The organism is Azospirillum brasilense (assembly GCF_022023855.1).
Taxonomy (GTDB): domain Bacteria; phylum Pseudomonadota; class Alphaproteobacteria; order Azospirillales; family Azospirillaceae; genus Azospirillum; species Azospirillum brasilense_F.
In genome coordinates this window covers 1,764,277-1,776,053 of record NZ_CP059450.1, presented here as the reverse complement: position 1 = coordinate 1,776,053, position 11,777 = coordinate 1,764,277, and the positions used below count along the sequence as shown (strand labels likewise).

The window sequence follows — 11,777 nt, the reverse complement described above, 5'->3', positions numbered from 1 at the left end:
GCACCGCCGGCCCCCTCCCCCGCTTTGCCCCATTCCGCCCGCCGTCCCGCTTCAAGACCCGGTGCCGTCCCATGCCCAAGCTGTCCGTCCGCAACCTGACCAAGCGTTTCCCGGTGTCCGGAGGGCCGTCGATGACGGCGCTCGACGGCGTCGACCTGGACGTGGAGGAGGGTGAGTTCATCGCCTTCGTCGGGCCCAGCGGCTGCGGCAAGACCACGCTGCTGCGCATCATCCAGGGGCTGGAGACGGCGACCAGCGGCGAGATCCGCATCGACGGCAAGCCGGTCACCGGCCCCGGCCACGACCGCGGCTTCGTCTTCCAACAATATGGTCTGCTGCCCTGGCTGACCGCCGCCCAGAACATCGGCTTCGCGCTGGAGGCCAAGGGCATCCCCGCCGCCCGCCACGGCGAGACGACGGAGCGCGTGCTCGCCACCGTCGGGCTGAAGGGCTTCGGCGACCGTTTCCCGCACCAGCTGTCCGGCGGCATGCAGCAGCGCGTCGGCATCGCCCGCGCCCTGGCGATCGAGCCGGAGATCATGCTGCTGGACGAGCCGTTCGGCGCGCTCGACGCGCTGACCCGCGAGATTTTGCAGAACGAGATGCTCGGCCTGACCGAGCGCATGGGCAAGACGATCCTCTTCGTCACCCACAGCGTGGACGAGGCCGTCTGCCTCGCCGACCGGGTGGTGGTCATGTCGCCCCGCCCCGGCCGCATCCGCGAGATCGTGCCCATCGACATCCCGCGCCCGCGCGCCAGCCTGGGCGAGGCGCTGCGCGACACGCCGGAATACGTCGCCAAGCGGCACCAGCTGTGGACCCAGCTGATGGATCTGGTCTGAGCGCCCCCCTTCTCCGGAACCCAGGAGGTCCCATCGTGTCAGTCGTTCCTGACGATCACGAGTGGCAGTACAACCCCCGCCATTCCGTTCCCGACTTCGCGCGCCACGCCGAGCGCGCCGCCGCGCTGAGCCGGACCGTCCGCGAGCGCCACGCCGCGCGCTACGACGTCGCCTACGGCGACAGCCCGCTCTCGACGCTCGACGTGTTTCCGGCGGCCGCACCCGGCGCCCCGCTGCACGTCTTCCTGCACGGCGGCTACTGGCGCGGGCGGGACAAGGCCGACTACAGCTACGTCGCCGACGCGCTCGTGCCGCGCGGGGTGACGACCGTGGTCATGAACTACGACCTGTGCCCGGCGGCGACCCTGCCGGAGATCGCGCGGCGCACCCGCGAGGGGCTGCGCTGGATTCACCGCAACGCGGCGTCGCTGGGCGGCGATCCCGACCGCCTCACCGTGTCGGGCCATTCCGCCGGGGCGCATCTGATCGCCATGGCGCTGGCCGACGACGCCGGGGCGGACCGGCTGGAGGATGGCGCCATCAAGGCCGCCGTCCTGATCAGCGGCATCTACGAGCTGGCGCCGGTGCTGGGCATCACCGTCAACGAGACCATCGGGCTGCGCCCGGAGATGGTCGACGGGGTCAGCCCGATGCGCCACCCGCCGTCCACCGCCACGGCCCTGACGGTCGTCGTCGGTTCGGCGGAGACGCCCGCCTGGATCGCCCAGTCGCGCGACTTCGCCACGCTGTGCCGGGGCCGCGGCTCGCGCTGCTCCTATCACACGCTGGCCGGGGAGGATCACTTCTCGATCATGGCACGGATGGAAACACCGGACGACGCGCTGTCGCGTCTGGTGCTGGATGCGGCTGGAGCAAAAGAATGATCGTCATTGATGAAACCGCCGCCCGCCGTCTGGTGTCTCCCGCCGACGCGATCGAGGCCATGGACATGGCCTTCCGCGAAGTCTCCCGCGGGCAGGCGCGCAACTTCCCGGTGGTCCGCGAACGGTTGTTGCCGGGGCCGGACGTCTACGGCATCAAGGCCGGCGGCGACCTCGCCATCGGGCTGCTCGGACTGAAGATCGGCGGCTACTGGACGGGCAACCGCGCCCGCGGCCTGACCAACCACCAATCCACCACCGTGCTGACCGACCCGGAGACCGGCTGCCCGACGGCGCTGGTCAGCTCCAACCACCTGACCGGGCTGCGCACCGCCGCCGCCTGCGCCATCGGCATCCGCGAGCTGGCGCGGCCCGACGCGCGGGTGCTCGCCCTGATCGGCACCGGCGGGCAGGCGGCGCACCATCTGGAGGCGGCGCTGCTGGTGCGCGGCTTCGACCGCATCCTGGTGGCCAACCGCGACCGCGCGCGGGCCGAGGAGCTGGCGGCCTCCTTCGCCGGGCGGCTGCCCGTCGAGGTCGTGGACGCAGAGACCGCGGCGCGCAACGCCGACGTGCTCATCACTCTGACCACGGCGCGCGAACCGGTGGTCCAGGCCGGCTGGGTCCGCCCCGGCACGCACATCTGCGCCATGGGCGCCGACACCGCCGGCAAGCAGGAGCTGGACCCGGCGATCCTGCTCGGCGCCGCCGTCTGGGTGGACGACTGGGCGCAGGCCTCGGCACTCGGCGAATGCCAGCACGCGCTGGCGCACGGCCTGACCCGCGAGTCCATCCGCGGCACGCTGTGCGACGTGCTGGAGGGCAAGGCGCCCCGCCGCGCCGGCGCGGACGAGATCACCGTCTTCGATTCCACCGGCATGGGCATCCAGGACTTGGCGATCGCCGCCTGGGCCGTCCGCGCCGCACACACCGACGCCGGCGACGCCGGCTTACCCATCCACCGCATCGATTTAGCGCGCTGACCCGCAAGAGGGCGCGACCGAGGCCGACATGCAGTTGAAAAATGTGCGCATCGCCGGGAAGATTCTCGGCATCGTCGTGGTGCTGGGCGCCGTTTCGGTGTCCACCGCCTTGGTCAGCGGCTACGGCCTCGCCACGCTCGGCGGGGAGTTGAACCGGGTCGAGGGGGCGGGCCGCGAGGCGACGCAGGGCGCCCGGCTGAACCGCTATCTGGTCGAGCTGAGCCGCGCCGAGTACCAGATGGGCGCCAACCCGGCCAGCGTCGCCACCATCGAGGCCGTCGTCGCCGACCGCAAGGCCGAGGTCCGCGCCCATCTGGAGCACGCCCGCGACGCCGCCGACGCTCAGCAACGCCCCTTGCTGGACGGCATCGAGACGCAGTACGCCGCCTATGTCAGCAGCCTGGACGCCACGGTGGCGGCGGCGAAGAAGCACGCCGACATGGGCATCACCTACGCCCGGCGCGAGGTGCTGAACAACGTGTCCGGCAGCCAGGAGCAGGTGGAGGCGCTGATCCGCGCCGTTCAGGACTACAACGGCCTCACCGTCGCCAAGACGGCGCGGATCTCCGAGGAGGCGGAAGCGCTGGCCGACCGGACCACGTGGCTGATCGCCGCGGTCGCCCTGCTGGGCATTCTCGCCAGCGGGCTGATCGGGCGCTGGCTGTCGGCGCGCGGCATCGTCGGCCCCATCGTGGAGGCGGTGTCCTGCCTGCGCCGCCTGTCGGGCGGCGACCTGACGGTGGTCATCAGCGGCGCCGACCGCCGCGACGAGGTCGGCGACATTGCGCGGGCGCTCGCCGTCTTCAAGGACAACGCGCTCGACCGCCAGCGCATCCAGGCGGAGCAGGAGGCCGAGGCCCGGCACAAGCTCAACCGCGCCGAGGCGGTCGGCGCGACGATCCTGCGCTTCGACCGCGAGGTCGGCGAGGCCCTGCACGTCATGAAGGACGCCGCCGCCGCGCTGGAGGCCACCGCCAACTCCCTGTCCGCCGGGGCGGAGCAGGCGTCGGAGCGGATGACCGTCGTCGGCGCGGCCGCCGAACAGACCGCCGCCAACGTCCAGACGGTCGCCGCCGCGACGGAGGAGATGACCTCCACCGTTCAGGAGGTGTCGCGCCAGATGAACGAGGCGCGCGGCTTCGCCGACGAGGCGACGCGGCAGGCCCAGCAAGCCCAGGAGCGGGTCGGCGCCCTGACCGAGTCCGGCCAGCGCATCAACGAGGTGATCGACCTCATTCAGGGCATCGCCAGCCAGACCAACCTGCTGGCGCTGAACGCCACCATCGAGGCCGCCCGTGCCGGGGAGGCCGGCAAGGGCTTCGCCGTGGTGGCGAGCGAGGTCAAGCAGCTCGCCAACCAGACGGCGCAGGCGACCGACGAGATCCGCGGTCAGGTCGGCGCCATGCAGGAGACCATCGGCGGCGCTGTGTCGGCCATCCAGACGATCGCCACGGTCATCTACCGCCTGAACGAGATGGCGACCGCCGTCGCCGCCGCCGTCGAGCAGCAGGGTGCGGCCACCGCCGAGATCGGCCGCAACGCCGTTCAGGCGGCGCAGGGCACGGCGGAGGTGACCGGGACCATCGGCACGCTGCGCGTCGCCTCCGAATCGACCGCCGCCGGATCGGTGCAGGTCCTGCAATCCGCCCGCGAGGTGGCCGGCCGCGCCGTGGCCCTCAAGGGCAGCGTCGACGCCTTCATCGCCGAGGTGAAGACGGCCTGAACCTTACGCAATCCATCCTCCATAGCCGATCGGTCAGATCAATGGGTTGAGCGGCGCGCCGGCAACCGCCAGAATGCGGCGGGCGAGACGACCGGCGGCCTCCGCCGGTTTCCCTCCTGTGGGATTTACCGCGGGACCGGTTGGGAGAGGATCACGATGACGGTTGACGGCGCGGCTCGGACCCTGAGCTTTGGATCACTCTATCGCCATGGGATGGCCCGGGTCGCCGCCTGCACGACGCCCTGCACGATCGCCGACCCCATGGCGAACGCCGCCGCGGTGCTGGACAGCGTGCGGGAGTGCGACGAACAGGCGGTCGCCGTCGCGCTGTTCCCCGAGCTGGCGCTGTCCGGCTACGCCATCGACGATCTGTTCCTTCAGGACTGCCTGCTCGACGCCGTGGAGAAGGCCGTCGCCCATCTGGTGGAGCGGTCGCGCGACCTGATGCCGCTGATCCTCGTCGGCGCGCCGCTGCGCCACGCGGGCCGCGTCTACAACACGGCGGTCGCCGTGCATCGCGGCCGGCTGCTGGGCGTGGTGCCGAAGGTCCATCTTCCCAATTACCGGGAATTCTACGAGCGCCGCCATTTCGCGTCCGGTGTGGGCACCGAGGGCGGGACGATCCGCATCGGCGCCTACGACGCCCCCTTCGGCCCCGACCTGCTGTTCCAGGCGGACGACCTGGAAGGTTTGGTGGTCCACGCCGAGGTCTGCGAGGATCTCTGGGTCGCCGTCCCGCCCAGCTCCGGGGCGGCGCTGGCCGGGGCGACGGTGCTGGCGAACCTGTCGGCCAGCAACATCACCATCGGCAAGGCAGAAACCCGCCGCCTGCTCTGCAAGTCGCAATCGGCGCGCTGCATCGCCGCCTATCTCTATTCCTCCGCCGGGGCCGGGGAATCGACCACCGATCTGGCCTGGGACGGGCAGGCGTCGATCTTCGAGAACGGCGAGACGCTGGTCGAGACCGAACGCTTCCCCAAGGGCGCCCAGATGGCCGTCGCCGACGTCGACCTCGACGTGCTGCGCCAGGAACGGCTGCGCATGGGCACCTTCGACGACAACCGCCGCCTGCACGGAACGGCTTTCCGCCGGGTTGCCTTCCGCGTCGATCCGCCCGACGGGGACCTGGGGCTGCGCCGCAACGTCCCCCGCTTCCCCTTCGTTCCGGCAGCGCAGGAGCGGCTGGAACTCGACTGCTACGAGGCCTACAACATCCAGGTCGCCGGGCTGGTCCAGCGGTTGCGGGCCACGGGCATGCCGCGCATCGTGATCGGCGTGTCGGGCGGGCTGGATTCCACCCACGCCCTGATCGTCGCCGCCCGCGCCATGGACCTGCTCGACCGACCGCGCACCGACATCCTGGCCTTCACGATGCCGGGCTTCGGCACCAGCGACAAGACCAAGGGCAACGCGCTCCGCCTGATGAGCGCGCTGGGGGTGTCGCACCACGAACTCGACATCCGCCCCGCCGCCAACCAGATGCTCAAGGACATGGACCACCCCTTCGCCCGTGGCGAGGCGGTGTACGACGTGACCTTCGAGAACGTCCAGGCGGGTCTGCGCACCGACTACCTGTTCCGCCTCGCCAACCAGCGGGGCGGCATCGTGCTGGGGACCGGCGACCTGTCCGAGCTGTCGCTGGGCTGGTGCACCTACGGCGTCGGCGACCAGATGGCCCATTACAACGTCAATTCGGGCGTCCCGAAGTCGCTGATCCAGCATCTGATCCGCTGGGTCATCGGCTCCCGCCAGTTCCAGGACGAGGTTCTGCACACGCTGGGCGACATCCTGGCGACCGAGATTTCGCCCGAGCTGGTCCCCGCCGGCAGCGACCGCGCCCTGCAGAGTTCGGAGGCTGTCGTCGGCCCCTACGAGCTTCAGGATTTCCATCTGTTCCACACGTTGCGCTACGGGCTGCGCCCGTCGAAGATCGCCTTCCTCGCCCTGCACGCCTGGTCCGATCCGGCGCGCGGCGACTGGCCGGCGGGCTATCCGGTGGAGAAGCGCAGCGCCTACACGCTGGCCGAAATCCATTCCTGGCTGCGCGTCTTCATCCAGCGCTTCTTCGGCTTCAGCCAGTTCAAGCGCTCAGCCATGCCCAACGGACCGAAGGTGACGGCGGGCGGCTCCCTGTCGCCGCGCGGCGACTGGCGCGCGCCGTCCGACGGCAACGCCCGCATCTGGCTGGAGGAACTGGAGCGCGAGGTGCCCAAGGAGTAACCGCTACCCCGCCGAGCCGGTCCGTTCGTTCATCACCAGCCGCCCGGCCGGCCAGGAGCGGACCAGCCCGGCGGCGCGCAGCTCCGGCAAGGCGCGGGCCACCGCGTCGTGCGACAGGCCGGTCGCCTCGACCAGCGCCGGCCCGGATTTCGCACCACCCTCCAGGGCGTGCAGCACCGCCGCGGTCGGTGTTCCGGCCTGGGCGAGCACCACCTCGCTGCGGGCGGGCCGATTTGCCCGGCCGGCGGCGACCATGGAGGCGATGGCACGGAGCTGCCCAAGCCGGTGCATCGCCTCGGGGCCGCGGTCCTCGCGCAATGTCAGTGCCGTGTGGCAGCGGGCAACCTCCCGCGCCAGGGCGGCGAGGTCGGCGGCGCGATCCTGCACGAGGCAAAGAGCCGCCTCTTCCGCAAAGGTATCGATATCCGCGTCGGCCTCGTCCCAGCGGCCGGCCGCGACGGCGTCCCGGATATCGTCGGCCAGAGCCCGATACGCCTCCCCACTCATGGACAGCCCTCCGTGTTCAGCTCCGGCCAACGTTGTGGCTCCCAGCGCGCCGCGACGCAGCCGGGCTCCGGCGCGTCGATGGGAAGCGACAGCCGCCGGATGCGCGAACTCTGCGCCGGGTCGACGCGCGGCTGGAAGAACAGCGCGACCCCGCAGTCGGTGATGCGCTTGTCATCCTCCCCATCGGCGTCGCAGACACGGTTGAAGCGGTGCGAGAAGGACATGCTGTTCGCCACCACCACACGGCACGACCCGGCGCGGGAGGATTCGTCGCCGGCCTGGGCCTGCCACCGCTCCTCCGTCAGGCCGGCGTCCATCACCGGGGTGACGATCCAGTCCAACAGCTTGGCCCGGCACAGCCACGCCGCCGGCTGCTCGCGCCCGAGATCCTCGCAGATCATCACCGCAAGCCGGCCCATGTTGGGCAGCTCGACGATGGTGACGCCGTCCCCCGGCGCGATGAACTCCTTCGCCGCGTCGAGCAGCCGTCCATCCGGGCCGCGCACGTCGTAGGAGCGGCACTGGTCGGCATCGAGGTCCCAGCAGTGCAGCTTGGTCTGGCGGAAAATCTCGGCTCCCGTCCGGTCGAGCAGGACCGCCGTGCTGCGCGGCTTGCCGCCCTCCTTCCGATCCTGCCGGACGCCGACGAGAACGTAGCGAAGCGGGCCGTCCACGGCGTGACGCCGCACCGCCGCCTTGATGGCGTCGAGCGTGGCAGGATCGGCGGTCACCTCGGGAAAGACGACGATGGTCGCGCCTTCGGCGGCCAACGCGTCGATGGCCGCCGCCGCGCGGGCGCCGAGATCGCCGGGAACGGCGGCGTACCAGTCCGCGCCATCCTTGAAAAAGGTCCGCAGGGCGAGGTCGTCCTCGGCGAGGGCGAGCGGGACGACGCCGACGACCGGCGCCCAGTCGGGATCGCTGGGGCACTGGTCGGCGACCTCGGCGATTCGATGGAAGGCCAGCGAGACGGGCCGCTCGCCGTCCTCCCCATGGGGGCACTCCGCCGCGAGGGTCGGCGGCAGCAGAAGCAGGGTGTGGAACAGGTCGGCCGCGTCGAAGGACTCGCGCAGGGGCGTGACCTCCCGGACGTTCACCGAGCGGTCGAACAGGCCGGGCCGCAGGATGAGCTGACCCTCTGCGGCGTCGCCGTTGAGACGCCCGTGCCGCTTGTACCATTGCCGTGCCCGCAGATGACCATTGGACAGCGCGCGTCGCGCCAGGAAGCGCGAGGCCAGCGGCGCGAACCACAGGTCGATGGCCTGGGCCGCCAGCACACGCCGTTCCGCCTGTGTCTTCTCATCGGGCGAGCCGACCCAAGCCCTGAGCGCATCGGCGCCGTCGTCAGCATCCAACAACTCTGCCAGACGACGCAGCACACTGCCCGCATCGTCCGGCGCGAATTCCAGGCGCTGTGCGGCGCGTTCGGTCTCTTTCGGGTCTCGATCCAGTTGGTGCCGCAGCGCAACGAACAGATCAGCCAGATGCATGCCTTCAACCACGCGAAGCGACGGACAGGGGCAGGATGCCCATCCTGATGAACAGCACCACGGCGGCTTGGTTTCGCGGTTACATTGCCGAGCGGCGGCGGCTCCTGCCCCCGGGGCGCCGCGCCGCGGCATCCCTTTTGACGAGGAGCGAAGAGGGGTTAGCCGCTTCCCCGCTTAGCGATGCATTAACCATGACCGCCCGACCATGCCCTCTGACAGCGTGCCTCGACGAGGCGAACCAGGGGAGCGTGGCTCATGACGGGACGGGTGCTTGGCGGAGTGTTGGCCGCTTGGGTGTTGTGGAGCGGTGCCGCCGCCGCGTCGGCGCTGTGCCCGGTCCCGCCCGGTGCCGATACAACCGCCGCCGGACTGATGCACAGCCGGGCCGCCCTGGCCGCCGGGCACCCGCTGACGGTCGTCGCGATGGGGTCGTCAAGCACGGAAGGCGTCGGGGCCACCACCATCACCGCCACCTACCCCGCCCAGCTCGACGCCATTCTGGAGCAGCGTCACGCCACCTCGGCCATCCAGGTCCTGAACAAGGGCATCGGCGGCGAGACGGCGGGGGCCAACCTCGTCCGCTTCGACAAGGACGTGCTGGCCGCCAAGCCGGACCTCGTAATCTGGCAGGTCGGGACCAACGACAGTTTCCAGAAGGTGCCGCTCGACGCCTTCGCCGCCACCGTTCGCGACGGCATCGCCCGGATCCGCAAGACCGGCGCCGACGTCATCCTGATGAACCCGCAGTCCTTCCCCGGCGAGGCCAAGGTCGAGTCCTATCCCGCCTACGCGTCGACCGTGGTGGCGCTCGGCCGCGAACTCGACGTGCCGGTGCTCGACCGCTACCGCATCATGGCGTGGTGGCTGGAGAGCCGGCACTTCGCCGCCGATCAGGTGCTGAGCACCGACGGCCTGCACCTGAAGGACCTCAGCTACCGCTGCCTGGCGGAGTTCGTCGCCGACATGATCGACACCCCGCGGGTGGTGAGCGAGAAGACCGCGGCGCGCTGAGCCCGCATCATCCATTCCCAGGAAGGGGCGCCGGTGGTCATGCCATCGGCACCCTTTTACTATCAGACGACCAGTTGCGCGCCCAGGAACTGCCGGAGTTCCGGGGTGCGGGGGTTGCCGAACACCTCCTCGGGCGGGCCGATCTCGTGCACGCGGCCCTGGTGCATGAAGACGACGCGGTCGCAGACCTCGCGGGCGAAGCGCATCTCGTGGGTCACCATCATCAGCGTCATGCCGTCGGCGGCCAGCTCCTTCACCACCGCCAGCACCTCGTTCACCAGCTCAGGGTCCAGCGCCGAGGTGATCTCGTCGCACAGCAGGGCCATCGGCTGCATCGACAGCGCCCGCGCGATGGCGACGCGCTGCTGCTGCCCGCCGGAGAGCTGATCGGGGTAGGCGTCGAACTTGTGGCCCAAGCCCACCCGCTCCAGCATGCGGCGGGCCATCGCCTCCGCCTCGCGCGCCGGGGTCTTCTTGACGACCATCTGCGACAGCATGACGTTGCGCCCCGCCGACAGGTGCGGGAACAGGTTGAACTGCTGGAAGATCATGCCGACCTTCAGCCGCAGCGCCTTCAGGTGCAGGTCATCGTTGATGAGCTGGGCGCCGGCCACCATGATCGAGCCGTCGTCGATCATCTCCAGCCCGTTGACGCAGCGCAGAAGCGTGCTCTTGCCCGATCCGCTCTTGCCGATGATGGCAACGACCTCGCCGCGCTCGACGTCCAGATTGATCCCCTTCAGGACTTCGACGTCGCCGAAGCGCTTCTTCACCTCAGTGATTGCGATGAGCGACATTGAGCTTCCTTTCCAGAATCTGGCTGCTCTTGGACAGGGGCCAGCACAGCGCGAAGTAGATCAGGGCGACCAGCCCGTAGACGGTGAAGGGTTCGAAGGTCGCGTTGGTGACGACCGTGCCGGCCTTGGACAGCTCGACGAAGCCGATGATCGAGGTCAGCGCCGTGCCCTTCACCACCTGCACCGAGAAGCCGACGGTCGGCGGGACGGCGACGCGCACCGCCTGGGGCAGGATCACGTAGCGCATCTGCTGGACGTAGCCCATGCCGAGGCTGGCCGACGCCTCCCACTGGCCGCGGGCGACCGATTCCACGCAACCGCGCCAGATCTCCACCAGGAAGGCCGCCGTCCACAGGATCAGCGCCAGCCCGGCGGCCAGCCAGGCCGGGACGTCGATGCCGAACAGGCCGAGCCCGAAGAAGGCGAGGAAGAGCTGCATCAGCAGCGGCGTGCCCTGGAACAGCTCGACATAGCCCTGGACGAACATCCGTCCGGCCTGCGCCTTGCCGATCCGCAGATAGAGCAGCGCCATCCCCAGCAGCCCGCCGCCGATGAAGGAGACCAGCGAGAGGACCACCGTCCAGCGCGCCGCCAGCAGCAGGTTGCGCAGGATGTCCCACAGGGTGAAGGTCATCATCGCGCGGCCCTCCGCGGGAACAGCAGCATCCCGACGCCGCGCAGCGCCTGCCGCAGCGCCAGAGCCAGCAGCAGATAGAGGCCGGTGGTCAGGAAATAGCTTTCGAAGGCGCGGAAGGTCCGCGACTGGATGAAGTTGGCGGCGAAGGTGATGTCCTCCGCCGCGATCTGCGACACCACCGCCGAGCCGAGCATGACGATGACGATCTGCGACGACAGCGCCGGCCAGATCCGTTGCAGCGCCGGGATCAGCACGACGTGGCGGAAGGTTTCGAACCGCGTCATGGCGAGGCTGGCCCCGGCCTCGAACTGGCCGCGCGGGGTGGCCTCGATGCCGGCGCGGATGATCTCGCCGCTGTAGGCGCCGAGGTTGATGACCATCGCCAGCACCGCCGCCTGGAACTCGGTCATCTGCACGCCGAGCGACGGCAGGCCGAAGAAGATGAAGAAGAGCTGGATCAGGAAGGGCGTGTTGCGGATCAGCTCGATATAGGCGACGACCGGCGGGCGCAGCCAGCGCGGCCCGAGCGACCGCGTCCAGGCGCAGGCGATGCCCAACGCCACCCCGAACAGGGTGCCGATCAGGGTCAGTTCGACCGTCGTCACCAGCCCCTTCAGGATGACGGGCCAGTATTCGGCGATCCACGAATAATCGAAGCGGTAGGTCATGCGGCCCTCCGGTCAGCC

General features: G+C 70.2%; 11 protein-coding genes. 6 read left to right on the top strand and 5 right to left on the bottom strand.

Annotation, left to right across the window (positions count from 1 at the left end):
* Window positions 1-71 precede the first annotated feature (71 nt).
* The 5 genes from H1Q64_RS21475 to H1Q64_RS21455 all read left to right on the top strand — a co-directional run bounded on the left by H1Q64_RS21475 (window position 72) and on the right by H1Q64_RS21455 (window position 6,649).
* Window positions 72-842, top strand: coding sequence for an ABC transporter ATP-binding protein (locus H1Q64_RS21475; protein WP_014197869.1), 771 nt, complete (start codon window positions 72-74; stop codon window positions 840-842).
* A gap of 35 nt (window positions 843-877) precedes the next feature.
* Window positions 878-1,726: an alpha/beta hydrolase gene (locus H1Q64_RS21470; protein ID WP_237905526.1), complete on the top strand. Its 849-nt coding sequence runs from the start codon at window positions 878-880 to the stop codon at window positions 1,724-1,726.
* Window positions 1,723-2,706 carry an ornithine cyclodeaminase family protein gene (locus tag H1Q64_RS21465; RefSeq protein WP_237905525.1) on the top strand — a complete coding sequence of 328 codons (984 nt, stop codon included), beginning with the start codon at window positions 1,723-1,725 and terminating at the stop codon, window positions 2,704-2,706. Before H1Q64_RS21470 ends, H1Q64_RS21465 begins: the two co-directional genes overlap by 4 nt.
* Before the next feature lie 28 nt (window positions 2,707-2,734).
* A complete protein-coding gene (locus H1Q64_RS21460; protein ID WP_237905524.1) occupies window positions 2,735-4,429 on the top strand; it encodes a methyl-accepting chemotaxis protein in 1,695 nt (564 codons plus the stop codon).
* A 183-nt stretch (window positions 4,430-4,612) separates the two neighbouring features.
* Window positions 4,613-6,649 (top strand): NAD(+) synthase, encoded by a 2,037-nt coding sequence (locus H1Q64_RS21455; protein ID WP_419468852.1) that lies wholly within the window; start codon window positions 4,613-4,615, stop codon window positions 6,647-6,649.
* Between the two features lie 3 nt (window positions 6,650-6,652).
* Here the strand turns inward: H1Q64_RS21455 and H1Q64_RS21450 are convergent, their stop codons facing one another.
* Both H1Q64_RS21450 and H1Q64_RS21445 read right to left on the bottom strand, forming a co-directional pair.
* Window positions 6,653-7,156, bottom strand: coding sequence for a hypothetical protein (locus tag H1Q64_RS21450; RefSeq protein WP_237905523.1), 504 nt, complete (start codon window positions 7,154-7,156; stop codon window positions 6,653-6,655).
* The gene (locus H1Q64_RS21445) at window positions 7,153-8,646 is read right to left on the bottom strand and encodes a hypothetical protein (protein WP_237905522.1); all 1,494 of its coding nucleotides are present in this window, start codon (window positions 8,644-8,646) and stop codon (window positions 7,153-7,155) included. Before H1Q64_RS21445 ends, H1Q64_RS21450 begins: the two co-directional genes overlap by 4 nt.
* 255 nt (window positions 8,647-8,901) lie before the next feature.
* Here H1Q64_RS21445 and H1Q64_RS21440 point away from each other — a divergent pair, with 255 nt between their 5' ends.
* Window positions 8,902-9,657 carry an SGNH/GDSL hydrolase family protein gene (locus H1Q64_RS21440; protein WP_237905521.1) on the top strand — a complete coding sequence of 252 codons (756 nt, stop codon included), beginning with the start codon at window positions 8,902-8,904 and terminating at the stop codon, window positions 9,655-9,657.
* A gap of 62 nt (window positions 9,658-9,719) precedes the next feature.
* On the opposite strand, the gene H1Q64_RS21435 is transcribed toward H1Q64_RS21440, so the two are convergent.
* From H1Q64_RS21435 to H1Q64_RS21425, 3 genes are read right to left on the bottom strand one after another with little or no spacing between them, the layout of a single operon-like run.
* Entirely contained in the window at window positions 9,720-10,454 is a 735-nt protein-coding gene (locus H1Q64_RS21435) for an amino acid ABC transporter ATP-binding protein (protein ID WP_014197879.1), read from the bottom strand.
* Complete coding sequence (locus tag H1Q64_RS21430) at window positions 10,432-11,091, bottom strand: amino acid ABC transporter permease (RefSeq protein ID WP_237905520.1); 660 nt, start codon at window positions 11,089-11,091, stop codon at window positions 10,432-10,434. Before H1Q64_RS21430 ends, H1Q64_RS21435 begins: the two co-directional genes overlap by 23 nt.
* Window positions 11,088-11,759 (bottom strand): amino acid ABC transporter permease, encoded by a 672-nt coding sequence (locus H1Q64_RS21425; RefSeq protein ID WP_237905519.1) that lies wholly within the window; start codon window positions 11,757-11,759, stop codon window positions 11,088-11,090. Before H1Q64_RS21425 ends, H1Q64_RS21430 begins: the two co-directional genes overlap by 4 nt.
* Window positions 11,760-11,777: the final 18 nt, after the last annotated feature.

Coding starts and splice junctions, on each gene's coding strand:
- H1Q64_RS21475 (WP_014197869.1), top strand. CDS start 72: ATGCCCAAGCTGTCCGTCCGCAACCTGACCAAGCGTTTCCCGGTGTCC.
- H1Q64_RS21465 (WP_237905525.1), top strand. CDS start 1,723: ATGATCGTCATTGATGAAACCGCCGCCCGCCGTCTGGTGTCTCCCGCC.
- H1Q64_RS21460 (WP_237905524.1), top strand. CDS start 2,735: ATGCAGTTGAAAAATGTGCGCATCGCCGGGAAGATTCTCGGCATCGTC.
- H1Q64_RS21450 (WP_237905523.1), bottom strand. CDS start 7,156: ATGAGTGGGGAGGCGTATCGGGCTCTGGCCGACGATATCCGGGACGCC.
- H1Q64_RS21445 (WP_237905522.1), bottom strand. CDS start 8,646: ATGCATCTGGCTGATCTGTTCGTTGCGCTGCGGCACCAACTGGATCGA.
- H1Q64_RS21440 (WP_237905521.1), top strand. CDS start 8,902: ATGACGGGACGGGTGCTTGGCGGAGTGTTGGCCGCTTGGGTGTTGTGG.
- H1Q64_RS21435 (WP_014197879.1), bottom strand. CDS start 10,454: ATGTCGCTCATCGCAATCACTGAGGTGAAGAAGCGCTTCGGCGACGTC.
- H1Q64_RS21430 (WP_237905520.1), bottom strand. CDS start 11,091: ATGATGACCTTCACCCTGTGGGACATCCTGCGCAACCTGCTGCTGGCG.
- H1Q64_RS21425 (WP_237905519.1), bottom strand. CDS start 11,759: ATGACCTACCGCTTCGATTATTCGTGGATCGCCGAATACTGGCCCGTC.